We start from the raw sequence: 20,286 nt of genomic DNA on the forward strand, positions 1-20,286 counted from the left end.
GCGTTCAGTTTGCAGTTGTCCGGCAGGGCAGAGTTGCAGCGTGATGCGGTTCACAAGGCGAGGCAACCTAGGGGGAGTAAGACCATGAATTCCAATACATCAGCGCCGACACTCAAGAAGTCGTCCGGCGGACAACTAAACATCCCGACCACGTTCATCGTGACGCTGATCCCGGTCTGCGTGGCCCTGAACATCGTTGGCGGCTTTATCGCACATGCGTTGCGCCTCCCGGTCTATCTGGACATGATCGGCACCGCCATCTCGGCCATCGTGCTCGGCCCCTGGTGGGGCGCACTCGTCGGTATTCTGACCAACACCGGCTCGTCGCTCATCAACGGCCCAGTCAGCCTGCCTTTCGCACTGGTCAATATCGCCGGCGCGCTTGTGTGGGGTTATGGCGTCCGTTCATTCGGCCTCGGCCGCACCTTGCCCCGGTTTTTCGCGCTCAACATCATTGTTGCGATCGTTTGCACGATCATCGCCGCGCCGATCATCGTTCTGGTCTTCGGCGGCGCGACCGGCAACACCGCTGACGCTCTGACCGGCGTGTTCCTTGCGGTTGGCCAGAACCTCGTCGGTTCGGTTCTGTCGTCGAACATTCTGACATCACTCGCGGACAAGATCATCGGCGGTTTCGTGGCCCTTGCGGTGATCGAAGCAATGCCTCGATCTCTGACAGCCGACCTCGATCTTGTGAAATCGACACCGCTGAAGGGCATACTTTATGCACTGGTTGGCGTGCTTATAGGTGTCGTGATCATTGCGATATTCCTCGCCATGGGATCGGGCGGCTAGTCCGGCAGTCCAGCAGTTTTTACGGCGCCGGCTGCAAACGGCCGGCGCCAATGCCCGAGAATAAAGAATGTCAAATCCAATTATCCAATTCGACGACGTATCGTTCAGTTACGCCGGTACCGACAGCTTCGCGCTTCAGTCGGTAAGCCTTGAAATCAAGGAAGGCGAATACGTCGCCATCCTTGGCCTCAACGGGGCCGGCAAGACAACGCTCGGCCTGTGCGTCAACGGTATCGTGCCGACCATGCTCGGCGGAAACCTGACCGGGAAAGTGACCGTCGGAGGGCTCGACGTTTCCGAGTACCCGGTTCGCGAACTCGCCAAGCTTGTCGGCATTGTGTTCGACAACCCCGAGTTCCAGATGAGCCAGATGTCCGCGGCCGAGGAAGTCGCGCTCGGGCTCGAGCATGCCGGCGTTCCGCACGAGGCAATGCACGAGATCGTGTCCGATTCGCTGGCAATGGTCGGGCTCGCCGGTTTCGAAGCCCGCTCGCCGCTCGGTCTGTCAGGCGGCCAGCAGCAGCGTCTCGCCATCGCCGCGGTGCTGGCGATGAAGCCGCGCATTCTCATCATGGACGAACCGACATCCAACCTCGACCCGATCGGGAAACAGGAAGTGTTCGACATGGCAGCAAAGCTGAATGGCGAACAGGGCATGACGGTCATCGTCATCGAGCACGAAGTGGAGGTCATGGCACGCTACGCCGACCGCGTGATCGTGATGGATGGCGGCCGGGTTGTGATGAACGGCACACCTCAGGAGATATTCAGCCGCGTAGACGAACTGGCCGCGCTGAAGCTGAGGGTTCCCGAAGCCGTTGCCCTTGCCAAACAACTCGAAGCGCGGGGCGTCTGGAAGGGCGATTTTCCTGTGCGCACCGAAACCGCGGTCGACCGCGTCAATGCGATGCTGAAGGCATAAAATGGCTGACGAACACCCCATCGCCGCTGATGCCGATGCACCAGCCATTCTTGTCGAGCAGGCGCACTACACATATGCGAACGGCAATGTCGTTGCGCTCTCCGGCGTCGACCTGAGGGTCGAAAAGGGCGAGATCATCGGCATCATCGGCCAGAACGGCTCTGGCAAGACGACGCTCACCAAACTGTTCAACGGCCTGCTGAAACCCTCATCCGGATCCGTTGTCATCAATGGCGTGAACACGGCGACGCAGTCGGTTCAGCAGATGGCGCAGCATATCGGCTACGTTTTCCAGAACCCCAACCATCAGCTGTTTGCGCGCACGGTGGACGACGAACTGCGCTTCGGACCGCGCAATATCGGAATGAGCGAAGACGAGATCGATCAGCGCGTAGCTGAAGCGGTCGAGTTCTTCGGCCTGCGCAACGTGATCGACGAGCATCCCTATCGCGTCAGCTTCCCGATCCGGAAGCTGGTCGGCATCGCCTCGATTGTCACGATGCGCCCGTCGATCATCATCTTCGACGAGCCTTCGACGGGCCAGGATCATGACACGACCAAGGTCATCAACAACCTGATGACGGGTTTGCGCGAACAGGGAACGACCGTCGTGTGCGTTTCCCACGACATGCCTCTTCTGGCTGACGTCGTGGAGCGCGTCATCGTCATGAAGGATACCAAAATCATTGCTGACGCATCGCCGCGCGATGTGTTTGCCGACGCCGCTCTGATGCAGCGGACAAACCTCATGGCTCCGCAGGTCACCGAAATCGCACTTCAGACGACCGTGCCTCTCGGCGGGGCCATTGCATTGACGCCCGCAGAGCTGGCTGACGATATCGCAAATCGTCTCAAGCCGCGCGCCAAGACCGGATCGTGAGGACAATTCAGAGATGTCGATAAGCAACCCATTGCCGCTTGCGCTGGTTCCTGGCAACTCCTTCATTCACAACGTCAGCCCCGGTCCGAAGATGATCCTGGTGGTGGGCTACGTCATCCTGGCCTTCTCGACGCAGAACATCATCATTCTCTACTCGATGGCGGCGATTGCGTTCATTTTCGCTATCTGGGCCGGAATTCTCAGAACCTTCCTGAAGGGCCTTCTGATCCTGTTGCCCATCGGCTCGTCGCTGCTGGCGCTGCAGATTCTGGCGCCGGCGGTGGAAAAGCCGTGGACCGCCGCTGCCGAGCTCGGACCGGTCACTCTCTATATCGACGGGCTCTATTACGGGTTCGTGCTGCTGGGACGAATTTTCGCTTCGCTGGCGATTGCGCTCGTGATGCTGATGACGACGCATCCCAGCGACATGTTCACCACATTCACCAAGCTGCGCGTCCCCTACACGCTCAACTTCATGCAGGCGATGACGCTGCAGCTGATCCCGGTCTTTCAGCGCGAAGTCGGCATCATCCTGAGCGCCCAGAAATCACGCGGAATGAAAGGCAGCGGTTTCTCCGCCGTCCTCCCAAGCTTTATTCCGGTGTTTGTCGGCGCGATCGAACGCGTGCAGCAGCTCTCCATTTCGCTGGAATCGCGCGGCTTCGGCTCGACCGGGCACAAGACCAGCTACCGCAAGGTCAAGGGCAAATGGAGTGACACGGCTATCGCTGTCTGCTCGATCGTCATCATGGCGACGCTGGCGGTGATGTCGATCATGCGCGGCTCGTGGAATCTGAGCGACCAGATCACGTTCAGCGCCAACTTCGTGCTCGGGCTCTTCCTGCTCGTCGCCGGCACCTTTCTCACAATCGTGACGATCACGATTGCCTTCATGTTCCGCAAGTAGAATTCCGGAGATCTGTCATGCCCGTCAGCGGTAAAGACGAACCGCAGCATCATATTCGCCTGAAATCCGGCGATGTCGGCCGCTACGTGTTCCTGCCGGGCGATCCCGGCCGGTGCGAACCCATTGCACAGCTGTTCGACAATCCGCGTCTCGTCGCGGCCAACCGCGAATATACGACATGGGCCGGCACGCTCGACGGCGAACCGGTCGCGGTTACGTCGACCGGCATCGGCTGTCCGTCCGCGGCAATTGCCATCGAAGAGCTGAAGAATGTCGGCGCCGACACCTTCATTCGCGTCGGAACGTCCGGAGCCATGCAGCCGGACATCAAACCCGGCACCCTGGGCGTGATCAGCGGCGCAATCCGTGACGAAGGCACGTCGAGCCATTACCTGCCGATCGAGTTTCCGGCTGTCGCAGACCTTGAGGTTACGCGCGCGCTCGCGCTCGGCGCCCGCAAGACCGGCCAGCCCTACCGCATCGGCATCGCCCAGTCGAAGGACTCCTTCTTCGGCCAGCACGAGCCCGGGCGCATGCCCGTCGCGAACCGGCTGAAGGATCGCTGGAGCGCATGGGTTGCCGGCGGCGCGATCTGTTCGGAAATGGAGGCCGCGGGGCTTTTCATCGTCGGCTCGACGCTGAGAGTGCGGGTTGGCGGGATCATGCAGATCCTGGGCCACCACGACCAGTCGCCGATGACGGCCGAGGAAAAGGCGTCCGTCTCGCTCGACGACCTCCTTACGACAGCGGTAGCCGGCCTGCGCGAACTGATTGCGCATGACCGTGCGGAAGCAGGTTCGCGATGAGTGAGGAGCCGCAATATCACCTTCAGCTGCGCCGCGGCGATGTCGGCCGCTACGTGCTTCTGCCTGGAGACCCCGGGCGGTGCGAGCCGATCGCCGCATTGTTCGACAGTGCCGAACATGTAGCGTCCAACCGCGAATATACGACGTATACCGGCTTGCTGAACGGTGAGAAGGTAAGCGTCGTTTCGACCGGTATCGGCTGTCCATCCGCGGCGATCGCTGTGGAAGAGCTGATCAAGATCGGGGCGGACACCTTCATCAGGGTCGGCACCTCGGGCGCAATACAGCCCGGCACGCCAGACGGCACGCTTGCCGTGGTGACCGGCGCAATCCGCGACGAAGGCACCTCATCGCACTATCTGCCCATTGAGTTCCCGGCCATCGCCGACCCGCAGGTCGTCGATGCACTGGCTATCGCCGCCAAACGTCTCGAGATTCCACACATGCTGGGCGTGAGCCAGTCGAAGGATTCGTTCTACGGCGAAACCGAACCGGAGCGCATGCCGCTTGCGGGTCAGCTCGCCGACCGGTGGAACGCATGGATCGGCGGCGGTGCCATCTGTTCCGAAATGGAGGCTTCGGCGATCTTCGTGATTGCCTCCATTCACCGTGTGCGGGCAGGCGGCGTGATGCAGATGCACTCGGGCGACGGCACGGTCGGCCGGGAACTTCTGCTCAATTCGGCCGTCGAGGCGCTCCGGGTTCTCATCGAAGCAGATCGAAACCAGCAACAATGGCCGTAAGTGCAGACGTATCGCGGTTGCACGCGGCCGCGCCAGACTACGCCCGGGAAATGGAACTTTACCAGAAGCGGAACTTCGCGCTTCTGGTGCTGGATGGCGCCTGCTTCGCCTTTGCCATTTCACTGCTGTCGGAAACAACCATCATTCCCGCCTTTGTGCAGGCGCTGAGCGGCAGCACGCTTCTGGTCGGGCTTGTCGCCGCCACGTTCGCGGTCGGGCGCTACCTGCCCCAGCTCGTGGGGGCCCATCTGGTGCAGGGCCGCAGCCGGCGCAAGCCGCTGCTGCTCGCAATCGTGCTCGCCGAGAGGGTTGGCATCCTGGCGATCGCCATTGCCGCGCAGCTGATCGGCGTCATCGACGAATCTGCCGTGCTCGTGCTCTTTTTCATCGCCTTTTGCGGCTATGCCATCACCACGGGACTGATCGGACCGGTTTACGGCGACTTTGTCGCAAAATCGCTGACCCGGGGACGCGGTGTCTTTTTCGGTACGGTGCAGCTTCTCGGCGGCCTGCTCGGTTTCAGCGCCGCCATGGTGGCCGAGTACATCATCAAGACGTCGCCTTTTCCGACCGGAAACCAGCTGTGCTTCTGGATAAGTTTCGGCCTGTCCTTCCTGTCCATCGCATTCGTGGCTTCGCTGCGTGAAATCCCCTACCCGCATGTGCAGCCGCGCGGCCGGTTCTGGGCCACGGTTGCGAGCATTCCCGGACTTCTGGCCGAAAACGAAGCCTATCGGCGTTTCCTCGCAGCCCGCATCATGTTTGCCCTGGCAACATGCGGCGTCGGCTTCGTGGTCGTGGACGGCATGGGTGACGTTCTGGCGCTCTCCGATGCCGCGTTGCTGGCGGCCGTCTTCATCTTTTCGCAGGCCACACTCGGATTTGCCCTTGGCGTCCTCGGCAATTATTTCGGATGGAAGCTGATCGTCTTTCTGGGCGGCTGCCTCGTCGCCATCGGAATGTCGGGGGCGCTGCTCGCCCATTCGCTGCCGGTCTACATTGTCATCTTCATTGCGCTGGGCGGTGCCAATGCCGTGACGGTGATCGGCGACCCCAACATGTCGATCGAGATGGCGCCGGCAGAACGCACGAGCCTTTACCTGGGCACGACCTCGACGCTTCTTGCGCCGTTTTTCATCTTCGGCCCGCTGATCGCCGGTGCACTGATCGACGTGGTCGGATACGACGCCATTTTCGCGGCGGCCCTGGCTTTTGCCGTCGTCGGAATGGCGCTGGCGCTGCGCATGCCCGAACCCCGCAAAATCGTAGAACCTGATGCAGTCGGACAGCCCGGCGCCATCCCATGAAAGTGAGGCCGCCATGCGCCGAATGATTATCGACACCGACACCGCCGCCGACGACAGCTTCGCCATCCTGATCGGATTGCTGCACCCACAGGCAAAGCTCGAAGCGGTCACCATCGTTGCCGGCAATGTCGACTTCGATCAGCAGATCGAGAACGCGTTGATCACCATTGAAGCCGCGGGCCGCGGCGGCGAGGTTCCGGTTTTCCCGGGGGCGCGTGTGCCGCTCATGCGCCCGTGGCGCGGAGCCAAAGCGCATGGCGACGGCAAGGGCAATCACGACTTCCCCAAACCGAAGCAGAAACCCGAAGCCGAACATGCCGCAAATGCGCTGGTGCGTATCGTGAACGAAAATCCCGGCCAGATCGACATCGTTGCGATCGGCCCGCTCACGAACCTGGCCACCGCAATCGCGCTGGACCGGGACTTCCCGTCCAAGGTTCGCGAACTGCGCATCATGGGCGGCTGCGACAATTCGGTCGGCAACATCACCGCGGCGGCTGAATATAACTTCTACGTCGATCCGGAGGCGGCCGAGATCGTGCTGCAGGCCGGGTTCAACACGACGATCGTGACCTGGACGCTGACCCTGTCCCACGCACTCTGGAGCAAGGAGCAACTGGACAGGATCGCACGCAAGAAGACCAAGCTTTCGGAATTCTTCACGATCCTCGACACGCCCAATCTGGCTTACAACCAGACCAAGGACATCATGGGCAGCACGCACCCGGACTCGCTCAATGCGATGCTGCTGGTGCGCCCGGACCTGGTGAAATCGGAAAGCCGCAAGTTCGTCTCCGTCGAGACCGTCAGCGAAATGACCCGCGGCTATTCGCTGTTCGACCACCGCCCGGAGCGCAATGCTCCCAACGCCACCGTCATTCATGACGTCGATGCCGAGGGTTTCTACGAAGCTTTTTCGGAACTCCTGAGCTGAACCGCCGGCACGCAAAAAGTGCCACCGCTCCCGACCCTCACCCCGAGATGACGCGGGCCTTCATCCAGAGAAAAAGCGGCAACCGCTGCCACTGAGCCAGGTGTTCCCGCGCCGGGGTGATCTCGGGCAGCGGCTCGCGCAATGATGTGATGCCGAGACCGGCCGCCTCCAGGGCAGAGGCATAACGCTCCAGAGACTGTGTCCAGCCGGAAAAGTGCATCGTCAGGCCGTTGCCCTTTGCTTCGGTCTCGAACTTGCGGCGTTCAAAATAATTGTCGCCGGCGCCGATGGTCTGCAGGTCCGCAAGCGGGTGTACAATCGAGATCACCAGCGTGCCATCGTCGCGCAGCACGCGCCGGAATTCCCGCACCGCGGCCGGCAGGTCCTCAACGTCCATGAGCATGTTGTAGGAGATGACGGTGTCGAAGCTTCCGGTCGCAAAAGGCAGGTCGGTCGCGGGCGCGACTATATAGTCGGCGGCCGATTCAGCACCCTTCGCAGCGTCGACAAGTTCTGCGACCGCGTCGACTGCCGTAATACGATAGCCGAGCGGCTTCAGCGTACGGGCAACCCTGCCCTCGCCGCAGCCGATGTCCAGCAATTCGCCCGAGCCGGCCCCGACGAACTCCGCGAAAGCAGACTGATAGGCCCAGAACGCGTCATGATCGGGCGACCGGGCCCAGTCGATCCACTCGCGGGCAAACCGCGACCAGTGCTTCTGATCGTCGCCGACCGTCATTTCGCGTTCCTTTCAAAGGCAGGGCCGGACGCCTATCTCCAAACGCCCTCCACCCGGTCGAAACTGTCCTTGCGCAGGTCCTCGCTCGCCGCAATCAGTTTTTGCTTGGCAATCTTGTGCGAGGGTGTACGCGGATAGTCATCGATGAAGGCGACATAACGCGGCACCTTGAAGGCCGCGAGTTTGCCCTTGCTGTGCTCGAACAGCGCGTCGAGCGAAAAGCCGTCCCGCGCCACACCGGGCTTGAGCTTGATATAGGCCTTGACCTCTTCCTTGCGCAGCGGGTCGGGCACCGGCACAACCGCCACTTCCTCCACCTCAGGCAACTCCTCCAGGACCGCCTCGACTTCCCGAGCCGAGATGTTCTCGCTGGATCGACGCACCATGTCCTTGATGCGCCCGACAATCGACAGGTATCCGTCCTCGTCGCGGATGAACAGATCGCCGGTGCGGAACCAGTCGCCGTCGAAGCTGTCGGCGTTGGCGTCGGGGCGCTTGTAATAGCCCTGCAGGATCGAGCGGCCGCGGATCTGCAGTTCGCCGGGCTCGCCCGGGGCGCATTCGCGCCCGTCTTCGCCAACCACCCGCGTCTCGCGGAACGGCGCGGCAATGCCGCATGTGCGTTTGTCGAGCTTGTGGGTCGCGGCAACCGGGACCATCATGCCGGCACCGATCTCCGTCATGCCGAAGGAATCGCGCGCAACGACACCGAACCGTTCCTCCGCTTCCTTCACGGAGGCAGGCGACCAGCCGAAGGCATTGATGTAGCGCAGGGACATTTTTGCGTCGGCGGCGCTCGGCGGCAGCGTTTTCAGCGCCGCTTCAGGGAAATAGGTGTAGTTGATCTCAAGGTCGCGGGCCCAATCGAAGAACCGCGTCAGACTCATGCGCCGGGCGATATAGGCAGTGCCGCCGAGCTGCATGGTCATCAGAAGCTGCCACTGCGGGTCCATATAAAAAAACGGCGCCCAAAGCAGCGACCGCTTCACCTCGTCCGCACCCATTCCGGCCGCGGCCGAAAGCGCAAGCAGCAGCCAGTAATCGTGGCTGAGCATGCATCCCTTCGGAAAGCCTGTCGTACCCGACGTATATTGCAGGCTCATCAGATCGGTCGGAGCAACCGGCCAAGGGGCTTTCCACTGACGGTTTTCAGCCATCAGCTCTTCGATCGAGACATAGGGCGCCCCGCCGCCTCGCACGAAAACACGCGCATCGTCGAGAACGGCCGGCCGTTTCGTCATGCCTTCCAGCGCCGGCAAAAGAGCAGCGTCTGTGATGATTGCCTGCGCGTCCGACTGGTTGAGCAGAAAGTCGAGCTCGGCACTTGTGTAGCTGTTGTTGGTCGGAACCAGAACCGCGCCGAGCTTGGCGAGCGCGAACCAGGACACCACGAACTCCGGCACATTGGGCATCATCAGAGCGACATGCGCGCCTTTGCGAATGCCTCGCGCCAGAAGTGCTGCCGCCATCGTGTCGGAACGCTTGTCCAGCTCGGCATAAGAAAGGCTGATCTCGTCCTCGAACCAGATCGCAGCGGGTGCATCGCCCATCGTGGCCGCACGTTCGGCCACGAATGCGCCAATCGAAGCCGGAAAGTCCAGGGCAGCCAGCTTTTCCGCCACGCCCTGCATCTCGGCGATGCCCGGGTCGATGGTTGCGCTGTTGAGGCTCATGGTCACTTCTCCTTGGCGGCGAGCGGCGGGGTCTTGTCGAAAGTGGCCCGCACGAGGTGGTACATGTGACCCGCGAGGGCCATAGCGTTGTCGCGGTCGAGATCGAGCGCGCGATAGAACGTCTCCATCTCGACACGCACGGCGCGTGGCGGAAGAGAGGCGATGCGGCCCGCAATTTCACCCGCCCGTGCCATCAGCTTGCCGGGATCGACGATTTCATTGATCAGGAAACAGCGCCGCGCCTCCTCGGCGTCGATTGCCTCGCCGGTCAAAGCCATCCAAAGCGCAGCCGATTGCGGGATCTGGCGACCGAGCCGGGTCACGCCGCCGGCACCGGGCATGCCGTAGGCGATTTCGGGCATGCCGAACCTGGCGCCTGGCACCGCGATGCGCAGGTCGGTCAGTAGCAACAGGTAGATCATCCCCTGGCCCATGCAGGGCCCGTTGACCGCCGCAATCATGGGCTTGGTGCGGCGCAGCGAAAGGATTTCCGTCTCCCAGCCCGGATATTCGGCCGTATCGCCTGAACGGCGCGGCGTCAGATGGCGGTCGACGATCTCGGCCGTGGTGCGTTCCTGTCGTACGCTCTTCACGTCGTCGCCGGCGCAATAGGCGCGTTCGCCGGCGCCGGTCCAGATGCCGCATCGCACCTCAGGATCGGAATAGAAATCCTTCAAAATGCCGTAGAGCTGCTCGTGCAGTTCCGGCGTCAAGACATTGACCGGCGGATTGTCCAGGGTGAGCACCGCAACCCCGTCCGATTTTTCGTACCTGAACATCAATTGTTTCCCTGTCTTCTGGTTGCGCGGGCGCGCAGGAATTCCGCCAGCCCCATAGCCAGGGCGGTGACGATGACAAAAAAGGTCGAGATCGCGGCGATGGTCGGATTGATCTCGAAACGCAGGTCGTTCCAGATGCGGACCGGCAGCGTTTCGGAGCCGCCCATCAGGAACAGCGCGATCACCAGCTCATCGAAGGACACGAAGAACGCGAATATGAATGCCGCGGCGATGGCCGGCACAAGCGGCGGCACCGTTGCGGTCCAGAATGCGCGTAGAGGACCCGCGCCGAACACGCGGGCAGCCTTTTCCAGCGTCGGGTCGGTCTGACGATAGGCAGCCCCGACGATCATCACGACGAACGGCAATCCGACCGCGGCGTGCGCGAAGATGAGCGTCACCTCGCTGTCGGTCGAGCCGAAGCGCAGCGCCAGCATGAATATTCCCAATGCAATGATGACGTTGGGAACGATAGCCGGCGCCAGCATCAGGCCGGTGAACCCGGCGCGCCAGCGCGATGAGAATCGCGACAGTCCGACAACCGCTGCGGTGCCGGCCAATGTGGCAATCAGCGCCGATACGGCGGCCACTCGCAGCGAGCGCCAGGTCGCAGCCAGCCAGACGGGGTCTGAGAAATAGGCCTCATACCAGATCAGGCCCCAGCTCTTCGGCGGAAAGCCGAGGAACCGGTCGCCGCTGAACGACATCGGCGCGACAATCAATATCGGGAAAAAGAGAAACAGCACGCCCAGAGCAAAAAGAACGGTCGGCAGGAGGCGGTTCTTCACGGGATCACGCCTCCCGCGGGGAGTAGAGGAACCGCGCCGCCACGAGGCGCACAAACGCCAGAAGCACAACCGTCGAAACCAGAAGAACAATCGCCATGGCTGCTGCAAAACCCCAATTGGCCTGCGCGATCTGGTTGACGATCATGTTGCCGAGCAGCACGTCGCGGCGACCGCCGACAAGCGCCGGGACAATGAAGAAGCCCATCGAGAGGATGAATATGACCGACCAGCCGGTGAGCGCGCCTTCCAGGCTCAGAGGCAGGAAGACCCGGCGGAATGCAGCAAATGGCGATGCCCCGCACACGCGCGCCGCGCGCACAAGGCCCGGATCGATCTCCGTCATCGCCGAATAGCAGGTGACCACCATGATCGGCAGAAGGATCTGCACCATGGCCACATAGACCGAGCCAGTGGTGAACATGAGTGTCAGCGGCTGATCTATGATCCCCGTCCACTGCAGTGCGCTATTGACGATCCCCTCGCGACCCAGAACCACCATCCAGGCATAAGTCCGCACGAGAATGCTCATCCACAGCGGCACCAGAACGAGGAAAAGCAGCAGCGGCCTGCGGCGCACGGGCTGGCTGACGATGAAGAGCGCCATCGGATAACCGATCAACAGGCATATCGAAGCCACCGTCGCTGAAACGAAAAGCGTGTTCCAGTATACCGTCAGGTAAACCGAGCGCGTGAAGAAGCGTTCGAAATGCGCCAGCGAAAATTCCGGCGCAAAAGCCGCCTCGACGAACACGAATGCAACCGGCACCGCGAACATCGCAAGTACAAGCACAAGCGCGGGTACGAGAGGAAAACGGCGGCTGAAACGCATCGCGGTCAGAGAACCTGTCATGTTTCAAGAAGACGGTGCGGCGGCAGACCGCAATTTGCGTTTCGCCGCCGCACGGTGCCGGCTCAGTCGAGCAGCCACTCCTGCCAGCGCTCCTGAAGCGCGTCCAGGTTCTTGGCCCAGAACACGGCGTCGACAACGAACTGGCCGCCAATGTTGTCGGGATGGGTCGGCAGCTCGCGACCGACAGCGGGGTCGATATGGTCGTAGAGACCCTTCACCATGCCGGGATAGGCAACCATCTTTGCAAACTCCGCGCTGCGCTGCGGATCGCCGATCATGAAGCTGATGTACTGCTCGGATTCCTTCTTATGTTTGGTACCCTTGAGGATACCGACATAAGACGGCTTCAGCGCACCGCCGTTCCACACGGTTTCGACCGGCACACCCTCTTGCTTCAGCTGGGTGATGCGACCGTTCCAGGCGGTCGTGAATGCCACCTCGCCATCCGCAAGCATCTGCACCGGCTGGGCGCCCGCCGTCCACCAGGCCACGACATGCGGCTTGATCTCGTCGAGTTTTGCGAAAGCCCGGTCCACGCCCTCTTCGGTGGCAAGTATGGAATAGACCTCCTTGGCGTCGACGCCTTCGGCTAGCAGCGCAAATTCCAGGTTCTCCATCACCGAGTCCTGCAGCGCGCGCGGGCCGGGGAACGTTCCTACATCCCAGAAATCGGCCCAGCTGGTCATCTGCTTGCCTTCCGGCAGCTTGTCGGTGCGCTGAGCGATAACGGTCGAATAGGTTGCCGCAATTCCGGCATCGGCGAGCTTGGCATCGTCGGGCAGAAGATTGCCCGGGTCGGCCACTGACCAGTCGATCGGCTCAAGCCAGCCCTCGAGCGAAGCGGTAGCGTAGTCGATGGGCGTCAGTTCCGCGACGTCCCAGATCGGATTGCCGGCCTGCATCATGGCACGCATGGCCGACACGCGATCTGTCGTGGCCAGCGCCTTGATGCGGATTCCCGTCGCCTCGGCGAAAGGCTTGTCGAACAACATGTCCATCACCTGCGCCAGTCCGCCGCCGGACCCGGCATAGGTAAGTTCGACATCCTGCGCAGCGGCGCCAACCGTTGCCAATGGCATGGCAACAACCGCGGCAAGAAGACTTCTTCGTGTCAGACTATTCATCACTACTCTCCCAGTTGTTTTGTCATTCGTAGAGCGAGGTCGCGTCCTGCCGTGCGAAGCCGGCCGAGATCGTTTCACCGCGCGCAGGCAATGGCAGCGCGCCGCTTCGCGGTTCCGACATGCGCAGCAGAAGGCCGCTGGCGAGACACAAGCGCAGTTCCGTCGTCGCACCGCGGAAAGCCACATCCTGTACGGTTGCATCGAAGCGAACATCGGACGGGCCGGGCGAACGGGTCAGCTTCTCCGGCCGGAGGCTGAGCGCCACAACCTTGTCTGGCGCCGCATCGAGCCCGACAGCCGAGACGTGCGAGCCGTCGTCCATGGGCACGATGTTGGTGCGGCCGATAAAGTCGGCGACAAAGCGACTGGCGGGCTTGTCGTAAAGGGCGCCGGGCGTATCGAGCTGGCAGATCGTGCCGGCATCCATCAGCGCGATACGGTCCGACAAGGTCAGCGCCTCGCCCTGATCGTGGGTAACGAACACCACGGTGGTGCCGAACTCGCGATGCAGGCGGCGGATTTCTTCCTGAAGCTCTTCGCGCAGTTTAAGGTCCAGCGCCGACAGGCTTTCGTCCATCAACAGGACGGGCGGTTCGGCGACGACGGCGCGAGCGAGCGCCACCCTTTGCCTCTGCCCTCCGGAAAGCGCGGCCGGCCGCCGCGGGCCATATCCGGCGAGTTGCACCATCTCCAGCGTGCGCTCAACGCGTTGCCTGATCTCAGGACCGGGAACCCGGCGCATGCGCAGCGGGAAAGCGACGTTCTCGAACACGCTCATATGCGGAAACAGCGCGAAGCTCTGGAAGACCATTCCGACATTGCGCTTTTCCGGCGGAAGAGCCCCGACGGCTCTCTCTCCGATATAAACTTCGCCGGAAGTCGCGCGGTCGAAACCGGCGAGAATATTCAGCGCGGTTGTCTTGCCCGAGCCGCTCGGCCCCAGCAGCGTAATGAACTCACCGGCATCGATATTCAGGCAGAAATCATCGAGTGCGACCACGCTTCCGAAGCTGCGTGACACGTTCTGGAACCTGACCGGCGCTCTTCCTTGATTCATCGTTGGATCAATTTTCCGACGTTAGCGTCATTAATGACATTGACGTCATTTATTGAACGAGTCAATATCCGCGAGATGACTGGTCGCGTGGAACCTGTTGCCGGCGAAAGCCGGCCCGACAATTTGGCTTTCGACTATGCGGAGCTGATGGCGCTGCGCGCCGATGCGCTGCGCGGCCGGCCGAAGCGCGTGCGAACGCGAGCCCGTATTCTCGCGGCAGCGGTGCGCGAACTGGCTGCCGGCGGCTATGAGGGCCTTACGGTGGATGGCATCTGCGCCGCCGCCGATATCGCCCGCGGAACATTCTATCTCTATTACTCGGACCGTGCGACGGTCGCCGTCGCGGTCTACCGAATGTTCTGGACCGCGGTTTATCAGCTCAGGCCACGGGTGCGCGGCCACAATTTGGACCAGCGCATCCGCGTCGCCAACGCGTTTTACCTGTCGCTCTATTCACGCAACGCACGGTTGCTGGCCGGCCAGGCGTCATTGTCGCGCGAGCGGCCGGATTTCGCCCGCTGGCACGACAACATGAACCACCGTTGGGCGCAGATCATTGCCAGCAACATGCCCGGCACCCTGCCCCACGAAGAGAAATTGCTGCGTGCCCATGCCCTGGTTGCGATGGCCGACGAACTTCTGAGCAGTATCTTCACCGAACGCACCCGCAGCCTTCTGCACTGGAAGGAACACCCGGAAAAACTCGCGGATTGCCTCAGCGCGATCTGGAGCCGGGTCGTGATCGGCGCGGACCGCGGCTGAGAACAGGAAACCAGGCATGCCGGACGCTCCATTCCCCACGGCGGAGGCTCAGCGCGCCCTCAATGGTCTGATCGGCCATGAGAGCTTTACGACCTGGCGCGCCATCGACCAGGAGACCGTAAACATATATGCGGCCGCCTCCGGCGACGGAGAGGGCGAGTGGATCCACCTGGATCCGGAACGCGCTGCGCGCGAAGCCCCTTATGGCGGGACCATCGTTCCGGGTTTTCTCCAGGTGGCAAATCTGACGCGGCTCTTCGGCGAAGCCGTCACCGCGTTCACCGGCATCGACCCCAACCATGCACTCAATTACGGCTTCGACAGGCTCCGTTTCGTTGCGCCCCTGCCCGTTGGCGCGCAGTTTCGTGCACGCATCAAGGTGAACGATGTGCGCCCGCATTCCACGGGCGGCTTTATCGTCAGGCAGGACGTGGCGCTCGAACGAAAGACGGACGGCAAACCGACGCTCATTGCGGAGTGGCTTTTCTACATCTCGCAGAAGGCGTTTCAGGCACCTGACGCCGCCACGCCGCAGGGCTGATCAGCCCCGCCCAGCACCTGCGCCACTGCTTCGGCAGCCAAGCCGACGACCTTGCCAGCCTCGGCGCGGCCGGTGCGCGCACCCTTTCGGTACGTCGCGGAAATGAAGAGCTTCCGGCTTCTGCGCCGGGCCCTCGCCCGCATGCACAGTGGGTGTGCAGCCCTGGTTCACACTCACGAACTATTCCATAGCGCGCCGGGGTGGTAATACGTGCGCAGCACGTTACGCGAGGCAGATGATGGACGGGAAACCCAAACTGGAAGCCTGGAAGGCGCTGGCCGAAAAGGAGATCAAGGGCGATCCCGACCGGCTTGTGTGGCAGACGCCCGAGGGCATTCCCGTCAAGCCGCTCTATACCGAGGCCGATCTCGACGGCATCGGCCATCTCGGTTCGCTGCCGGGGATCAATCCATATCTGCGCGGCCCGCGCGCGACCATGTATGCCGGGCGTCCCTGGACGATCCGCCAATATGCAGGCTTCTCGACGGCCGAAGAGAGCAATGCGTTCTACCGCAAGGCGCTGGCGGGCGGACAGAAGGGGCTGTCGGTCGCCTTCGATCTCGCCACGCATCGCGGTTACGACAGCGACCATCCGCGTGTCGAGGGCGATGTCGGCAAGGCCGGCGTTGCGATCGACAGCGTCGAGGACATGAAGATCCTGTTCGACGGCATTCCGCTCAAGGAGATGTCGGTGTCGATGACGATGAATGGCGCGGTGATCCCGATCCTGGCCTCGTTCATCGTCGCGGGACAGGAACAGGGCTGCGATGCGGCGGAGCTGTCGGGCACCATTCAAAACGACATTCTGAAGGAGTTCATGGTCCGCAACACTTACATCTATCCGCCCGAACCCTCGATGCGGATCGTGTCGGACATCATCGCCTATACGGCGGAGAATATGCCGAAGTTCAACTCGATCTCGATCTCCGGCTATCACATGCAGGAAGCGGGCGCGACGCTGGTGCAGGAGCTCGCCTTCACGCTGGCCGACGGACGCGAATATGTACGCGCAGCGATCGCGCGGGGGCTCGATGTCGATGCCTTTGCCGGCCGGCTTTCCTTCTTCTTCTGCATCGGCATGAACTTCTTCATGGAAGCGGCGAAGCTGCGCGCGGCCCGGCTTTTGTGGTCGCGCATCATGGCGGAGTTCAATCCGAAAAAGGCCTCGTCCTCGATGCTGCGAACGCACTGCCAGACATCCGGCGTGTCGCTGCAGGAGCAGGACGCCTACAACAATGTCGTGCGCACCGCATTCGAGGCGATGAGTGCCGCGCTCGGCGGCACCCAGTCGCTGCACACCAATTCCTTCGACGAAGCGATCGCACTGCCGACGGAGTTTTCCGCCCGCATCGCCCGCAACACGCAGCTGATCCTGCAGCATGAGACCGGCGTGACCAAGGTCGTCGATCCGCTTGCCGGCTCCTATTATGTCGAGAGCCTCACCAACGAGCTGGCCGAAAAGGCCTGGGCGCTGATGGAAGAGGTCGAGGCCATGGGCGGCATGACCAAGGCGGTCAATGACGGCTATCCCAAGCGGCTGATCGAGGAAGCGGCGACACGCAAACAGGCGGCTGTCGACCGGGGCGACGAGGTGATCGTCGGCGTCAACAAATACCGGCCCGACAATGACGACAATTTCGAAATCCTGACCGTCGACAATCATGCGGTGCGCGAGGCGCAGGTGAAGCGGCTCGACCGCATCCGCCGCCACCGCGACCCCAAGCAGCTTGAGGCCGCACTCGATGAACTGGCGCGGGTCGCACGCACGGGCGAAGGCAATCTGCTGGCAGCGGCGGTTGAAGCCGCACGCGCCCGCGCCTCAGTCGGCGAAATCACCGAGGCAATGCGACTGGCCTTCGGCGATCACAGAGCCGAACCCGAGGTGGTGCACGACGTCTACGGCCCCGCTTATCGCGACGAACCGGAATACAAGACGCTGGTCGAGCGCTTCAAAGCGCACGCCAAATCCTCAGGCGTTACACCGAAGATCATGGTCGCCAAGCTCGGCCAGGACGGGCACGACCGCGGCGCCAAGATCATCGCCTCGGCCTTCGGCGACATCGGCTTCGACGTGCTGGCAGGGCCGCTCTTCCAGACGCCTGAGGAAGCCGCCGCGATGGCAGTCGACCGCAAGGTGCATGTGGTCGGCATGTCGTCGCTGGCCGCCGGCCACAAGACGCTCGCCCCGCAACTGATCGAGGCACTCAAGGCACAAGGCGGCGAGGATATCATCGTCGTTGTCGGCGGCGTGGTGCCGAAACAGGATTACCAGTTCCTCACCGACAATGGCGTGGCAGCCGTCTTCGGGCCGGGCACCAACGTGCTCGATGCCGCACGCGCCGTGCTCGATCTGCTGGAGGGGAAGAGACGGAACGCCTAGGCCTTATGGTCCGGGCAGCCGGTTCGCGAAGCGAATTCGTCGTGCCGGTGGCACGATGGAAGGCCGGCGAGCGCCGAGGTTCCGGGTGGACGAGCGGGCCTCGGGGCCGTCATCCTCGGGCTAGTCCCGAGGATCTGCCATAAGCCAACCATTGCGGGACGTCGGCCCGTTGCGGCGAGACCTGCCGTGGCAGTAGATTCTCGCCACAAGGGCGAGAATGACGGCGCTTGGGGCCACGACCGCTGCGATTTCGGGGACAGTTTCGCCTCCGGAAAGGTTGTTTTCCCCGCCATCCCTTTGTCCCGACTGCCGACAACCGTCTCCTTTATCCACGCTTCCCGAACCTTCTCCACAATGGGTCCGCCATGCGAAAGGAGCGGCTGCGGTGGATTGGAAACGGGCGATCGAGGAGGAACGGGCGGCGCTGATGCGCATCGTTACCCTGCTTGGCGCGCTGGCCGGCCTGGCCGAGCTTGCAGCCAACCGTTCGCCTGTCGTGCGTGGTTTCGTACTTTGGGTTCTGCGCCGCGCCGAGGCAGCGGCGCGGGACTTCGTCGCCGGTAGCCCGGATCTTGAATTCGCATCGATGCCGGTCGAACCGGCGTGCGGGCGTTCGGCGGATGCTATGCGGCTGGCCGCCAGCCTTCGGACACTGGCCCTGCATCTCGAACGTCAGGCCGGGCTGATGCTTGGCATGCATGGCGGACGCGGCGCCGGGACAGAACCGCCGTTGGGCGCGATGCCTGCCATGCGCGATATCACAAACCTCTTGTCCAGCCTCGCGGCCTTCGCCGGATTGAATCCGCATACTGCGCCCGACACGTCTTAAGCCGCGATCACGCTTGGTAGCCCGTCACCCGCCGCTGATCGCGGTCAGCACATAAACGTCAGCACCTGGCGCGAGCGGCGTTTCCAGCGTTGCGCGCTCGCCCTCAACGAAGATGTTCATATGCTTGCGGATTTTCGGCGTGGTATCGCAGATGCGGTCGCGCATGCCGGGCCATTTCTCATCCAGCGCATCGACCATATGGTCGACATTGCCTGCGACGACCCTGGTGCGGCGCGGCGCGCCGGGAAACAAGTCGGCCAGCGGAGCGGCGAGCGTCACATTCACCTCGCCTGCATTGGCCTTCATTGTGCTATCTGCTCGCTGGTCCATGGCGCAACACTAAGTCCGAACGACCGCGGTTTCCACAGAGTGGATGGCCGGCAGATGGTTGGCAATCGCGGTCCAGCTGTCGCCCTCGTCATTGCTGGCGAAAAGCGCCCCACCGCCGGTGCCGAAATAAACGCCGGCCTTGTCGAGGCTGTCTGTCGCCATCGCCTGGCGCAGCACGCCGAAATAGGCGTTCTCCTGCGGCAGGCCGTTGCGCAAATCCTGCCAGGTCTTGCCTGCATCGCGCGTACGGTAAACGGCGCAAGCAGCGTCCGGCATGTAGCGGCCCTTGGAATCGCCATTGAGCGGCAGAAGGAAGAGCGTGTCGGGATCGCGCGGGTGCGCGGCGGCGGGAAAGCCGAAGGTGGAGGGCAGCCCGCCCTCTATGCTGACCCAGCTCCTTCCGGCGTCATCGGAGCGATACATGCCGCAATGGTTCTGCTGATAGAGGCGGTCCTTCATGCCCGGCGCTTTGACGATATTGTGCACGCACTGGCCGAAATCCGGGTAGCGCTGGTCTTCCGGCAGGAAGTCGGCGCGCGTGCCCTTGTTACGGGTCTCCCAGGTCTTGCCGCCGTCATCGGTGCCGAATACGCCGGCCGCCGAAATGCCGACCCAGATGCGTCCTTCGTCTTCCTGATCGGGCACCAGCGAATGCAGGATAAGGCCGGCACCACCGGGGTTCCAGTCGGGCCGTGTCGGGTGCTTTTGCAGCCCTTCCATATGCGACCAGCTCTTGCCGCTATCCCTGGAAGAGAAAAGACCCGCCGGCTGCACGCCGGCGTAAAGCGTGCCGTTGCGCCGCGCCAGGCTCCAGACCTGACTGACCGGTTCCTTGCCTTCCTCATAGGCAAGGCCATCGCTGGAATGTGTCCAGGTCTCGCCCAGATCGTCCGACTTCCACACCGCGGGGCCAAACCATTCGGAGCCGCCGCCGGCATAGATTGTGCCGGTCTCGGGGTCGGCGATCGCGTGGTTGATCGGCCAGTGCTCGCAATAGGGCCCGCGCAGCGCCCAGCTTTTGCGCGCGCCATCGCTTTCGGCGATGAAGAGACCTTTCTTCGTTCCGACGAGAACCAGTACCTTTTCAACCATGTGCTCCTCCAAGCGGTTGGCCATCTCTCCCGTCAAGGACGCATGGCA

At 62.4% G+C, this 20,286-nt stretch carries 21 protein-coding genes; 12 read left to right on the forward strand and 9 right to left on the reverse strand.

What is annotated here, in order from left to right; all coding sequences use genetic code 11:
• The first annotated feature begins 84 nt into the window (after nt 1–84).
• The 8 genes from EP165_RS01750 (at nt 85) to EP165_RS01785 (ending at nt 7,294) form a co-directional block, all read left to right on the forward strand.
• The gene (locus tag EP165_RS01750; protein ID WP_127519834.1) at nt 85–795 is read left to right on the forward strand and encodes an ECF transporter S component; all 711 of its coding nucleotides are present in this window, start codon (nt 85–87) and stop codon (nt 793–795) included.
• A 67-nt stretch (nt 796–862) separates the two neighbouring features.
• The gene (locus EP165_RS01755) at nt 863–1,717 is read left to right on the forward strand and encodes an energy-coupling factor ABC transporter ATP-binding protein (RefSeq protein WP_127519835.1); all 855 of its coding nucleotides are present in this window, start codon (nt 863–865) and stop codon (nt 1,715–1,717) included.
• Nucleotide 1,718: 1 nt separating this feature from the next.
• Nucleotides 1,719–2,597, forward strand: coding sequence for an energy-coupling factor ABC transporter ATP-binding protein (locus tag EP165_RS01760; RefSeq protein WP_127519836.1), 879 nt, complete (start codon nt 1,719–1,721; stop codon nt 2,595–2,597).
• A 13-nt stretch (nt 2,598–2,610) separates the two neighbouring features.
• The gene (locus tag EP165_RS01765) at nt 2,611–3,504 is read left to right on the forward strand and encodes an energy-coupling factor transporter transmembrane component T family protein (RefSeq protein WP_127519837.1); all 894 of its coding nucleotides are present in this window, start codon (nt 2,611–2,613) and stop codon (nt 3,502–3,504) included.
• Between the two features lie 17 nt (nt 3,505–3,521).
• The gene (locus EP165_RS01770; protein WP_127519838.1) at nt 3,522–4,310 is read left to right on the forward strand and encodes a nucleoside phosphorylase; all 789 of its coding nucleotides are present in this window, start codon (nt 3,522–3,524) and stop codon (nt 4,308–4,310) included.
• Nucleotides 4,307–5,053, forward strand: coding sequence for a nucleoside phosphorylase (locus tag EP165_RS01775; protein ID WP_127519839.1), 747 nt, complete (start codon nt 4,307–4,309; stop codon nt 5,051–5,053). Before EP165_RS01770 ends, EP165_RS01775 begins: the two co-directional genes overlap by 4 nt.
• Nucleotides 5,044–6,360 carry an MFS transporter gene (locus EP165_RS01780; protein WP_127519840.1) on the forward strand — a complete coding sequence of 439 codons (1,317 nt, stop codon included), beginning with the start codon at nt 5,044–5,046 and terminating at the stop codon, nt 6,358–6,360. Before EP165_RS01775 ends, EP165_RS01780 begins: the two co-directional genes overlap by 10 nt.
• A gap of 13 nt (nt 6,361–6,373) precedes the next feature.
• The gene (locus tag EP165_RS01785) at nt 6,374–7,294 is read left to right on the forward strand and encodes a nucleoside hydrolase (RefSeq protein ID WP_127519841.1); all 921 of its coding nucleotides are present in this window, start codon (nt 6,374–6,376) and stop codon (nt 7,292–7,294) included.
• Nucleotides 7,295–7,331: 37 nt separating this feature from the next.
• On the opposite strand, the gene EP165_RS01790 is transcribed toward EP165_RS01785, so the two are convergent.
• The 7 genes from EP165_RS01790 to EP165_RS01820 all read right to left on the reverse strand — a co-directional run bounded on the left by EP165_RS01790 (nt 7,332) and on the right by EP165_RS01820 (nt 14,304).
• A complete protein-coding gene (locus EP165_RS01790) occupies nt 7,332–8,033 on the reverse strand; it encodes a class I SAM-dependent methyltransferase (RefSeq protein WP_127519842.1) in 702 nt (233 codons plus the stop codon).
• Between the two features lie 32 nt (nt 8,034–8,065).
• Nucleotides 8,066–9,706 (reverse strand): class I adenylate-forming enzyme family protein, encoded by a 1,641-nt coding sequence (locus EP165_RS01795; RefSeq protein ID WP_127519843.1) that lies wholly within the window; start codon nt 9,704–9,706, stop codon nt 8,066–8,068.
• 2 nt (nt 9,707–9,708) lie between these two features.
• Nucleotides 9,709–10,485 (reverse strand): enoyl-CoA hydratase/isomerase family protein, encoded by a 777-nt coding sequence (locus tag EP165_RS01800; protein WP_127519844.1) that lies wholly within the window; start codon nt 10,483–10,485, stop codon nt 9,709–9,711.
• Nucleotides 10,485–11,273 (reverse strand): ABC transporter permease, encoded by a 789-nt coding sequence (locus tag EP165_RS01805; protein ID WP_127519845.1) that lies wholly within the window; start codon nt 11,271–11,273, stop codon nt 10,485–10,487. The genes EP165_RS01800 and EP165_RS01805 overlap by 1 nt, the downstream gene beginning before the upstream one ends.
• Before the next feature lie 4 nt (nt 11,274–11,277).
• Complete coding sequence (locus EP165_RS01810; protein WP_127519846.1) at nt 11,278–12,123, reverse strand: ABC transporter permease; 846 nt, start codon at nt 12,121–12,123, stop codon at nt 11,278–11,280.
• 62 nt (nt 12,124–12,185) lie between these two features.
• Entirely contained in the window at nt 12,186–13,247 is a 1,062-nt protein-coding gene (locus EP165_RS01815) for an ABC transporter substrate-binding protein (protein WP_127519847.1), read from the reverse strand.
• 22 nt (nt 13,248–13,269) lie between these two features.
• A complete protein-coding gene (locus EP165_RS01820; RefSeq protein WP_127519848.1) occupies nt 13,270–14,304 on the reverse strand; it encodes an ABC transporter ATP-binding protein in 1,035 nt (344 codons plus the stop codon).
• Here EP165_RS01820 and EP165_RS01825 point away from each other — a divergent pair.
• The 4 genes from EP165_RS01825 (at nt 14,296) to EP165_RS01840 (ending at nt 18,816) form a co-directional block, all read left to right on the forward strand.
• Nucleotides 14,296–15,066: a TetR/AcrR family transcriptional regulator gene (locus tag EP165_RS01825; protein WP_206075853.1), complete on the forward strand. Its 771-nt coding sequence runs from the start codon at nt 14,296–14,298 to the stop codon at nt 15,064–15,066. The genes EP165_RS01820 and EP165_RS01825 overlap by 9 nt on opposite strands.
• A gap of 16 nt (nt 15,067–15,082) precedes the next feature.
• Nucleotides 15,083–15,607: a MaoC/PaaZ C-terminal domain-containing protein gene (locus EP165_RS01830; RefSeq protein WP_127519850.1), complete on the forward strand. Its 525-nt coding sequence runs from the start codon at nt 15,083–15,085 to the stop codon at nt 15,605–15,607.
• Between the two features lie 238 nt (nt 15,608–15,845).
• Entirely contained in the window at nt 15,846–17,987 is a 2,142-nt protein-coding gene (scpA, locus tag EP165_RS01835; protein ID WP_127520764.1) for a methylmalonyl-CoA mutase, read from the forward strand.
• A 385-nt stretch (nt 17,988–18,372) separates the two neighbouring features.
• Nucleotides 18,373–18,816, forward strand: a complete 444-nt coding sequence (locus tag EP165_RS01840; RefSeq protein ID WP_127519851.1) for a hypothetical protein — start codon at nt 18,373–18,375, stop codon at nt 18,814–18,816.
• A 24-nt stretch (nt 18,817–18,840) separates the two neighbouring features.
• Here the strand turns inward: EP165_RS01840 and EP165_RS01845 are convergent, their stop codons facing one another.
• Together EP165_RS01845 and EP165_RS01850 are read right to left on the reverse strand one after the other, a co-directional pair.
• Nucleotides 18,841–19,122 carry a MoaD/ThiS family protein gene (locus EP165_RS01845; RefSeq protein ID WP_127519852.1) on the reverse strand — a complete coding sequence of 94 codons (282 nt, stop codon included), beginning with the start codon at nt 19,120–19,122 and terminating at the stop codon, nt 18,841–18,843.
• 33 nt (nt 19,123–19,155) lie between these two features.
• Nucleotides 19,156–20,238 carry a WD40/YVTN/BNR-like repeat-containing protein gene (locus EP165_RS01850; RefSeq protein WP_127519853.1) on the reverse strand — a complete coding sequence of 361 codons (1,083 nt, stop codon included), beginning with the start codon at nt 20,236–20,238 and terminating at the stop codon, nt 19,156–19,158.
• Nucleotides 20,239–20,286 lie beyond the last annotated feature (48 nt).

It is taken from the genome of Mesorhizobium sp. Z1-4, from assembly GCF_004000235.1.
GTDB lineage: Bacteria > Pseudomonadota > Alphaproteobacteria > Rhizobiales > Rhizobiaceae > RCIO01.

Excerpts from the sequence above, each read along its gene's own strand:
- EP165_RS01780 (WP_127519840.1), top strand. The coding sequence starts at position 5,044 with ATGGCCGTAAGTGCAGACGTATCGCGGTTGCACGCGGCCGCGCCAGAC.
- EP165_RS01845 (WP_127519852.1), bottom strand. The coding sequence starts at position 19,122 with ATGAAGGCCAATGCAGGCGAGGTGAATGTGACGCTCGCCGCTCCGCTG.
- EP165_RS01775 (WP_127519839.1), top strand. The coding sequence starts at position 4,307 with ATGAGTGAGGAGCCGCAATATCACCTTCAGCTGCGCCGCGGCGATGTC.
- EP165_RS01850 (WP_127519853.1), bottom strand. The coding sequence starts at position 20,238 with ATGGTTGAAAAGGTACTGGTTCTCGTCGGAACGAAGAAAGGTCTCTTC.
- EP165_RS01810 (WP_127519846.1), bottom strand. The coding sequence starts at position 12,123 with ATGACAGGTTCTCTGACCGCGATGCGTTTCAGCCGCCGTTTTCCTCTC.
- EP165_RS01795 (WP_127519843.1), bottom strand. The coding sequence starts at position 9,706 with ATGAGCCTCAACAGCGCAACCATCGACCCGGGCATCGCCGAGATGCAG.
- EP165_RS01785 (WP_127519841.1), top strand. The coding sequence starts at position 6,374 with ATGCGCCGAATGATTATCGACACCGACACCGCCGCCGACGACAGCTTC.
- EP165_RS01790 (WP_127519842.1), bottom strand. The coding sequence starts at position 8,033 with ATGACGGTCGGCGACGATCAGAAGCACTGGTCGCGGTTTGCCCGCGAG.
- EP165_RS01830 (WP_127519850.1), top strand. The coding sequence starts at position 15,083 with ATGCCGGACGCTCCATTCCCCACGGCGGAGGCTCAGCGCGCCCTCAAT.
- EP165_RS01815 (WP_127519847.1), bottom strand. The coding sequence starts at position 13,247 with ATGAATAGTCTGACACGAAGAAGTCTTCTTGCCGCGGTTGTTGCCATG.
- EP165_RS01765 (WP_127519837.1), top strand. The coding sequence starts at position 2,611 with ATGTCGATAAGCAACCCATTGCCGCTTGCGCTGGTTCCTGGCAACTCC.
- EP165_RS01755 (WP_127519835.1), top strand. The coding sequence starts at position 863 with ATGTCAAATCCAATTATCCAATTCGACGACGTATCGTTCAGTTACGCC.
- EP165_RS01800 (WP_127519844.1), bottom strand. The coding sequence starts at position 10,485 with ATGTTCAGGTACGAAAAATCGGACGGGGTTGCGGTGCTCACCCTGGAC.
- scpA (WP_127520764.1), top strand. The coding sequence starts at position 15,846 with ATGGACGGGAAACCCAAACTGGAAGCCTGGAAGGCGCTGGCCGAAAAG.
- EP165_RS01750 (WP_127519834.1), top strand. The coding sequence starts at position 85 with ATGAATTCCAATACATCAGCGCCGACACTCAAGAAGTCGTCCGGCGGA.
- EP165_RS01770 (WP_127519838.1), top strand. The coding sequence starts at position 3,522 with ATGCCCGTCAGCGGTAAAGACGAACCGCAGCATCATATTCGCCTGAAA.
- EP165_RS01820 (WP_127519848.1), bottom strand. The coding sequence starts at position 14,304 with ATGAATCAAGGAAGAGCGCCGGTCAGGTTCCAGAACGTGTCACGCAGC.
- EP165_RS01760 (WP_127519836.1), top strand. The coding sequence starts at position 1,719 with ATGGCTGACGAACACCCCATCGCCGCTGATGCCGATGCACCAGCCATT.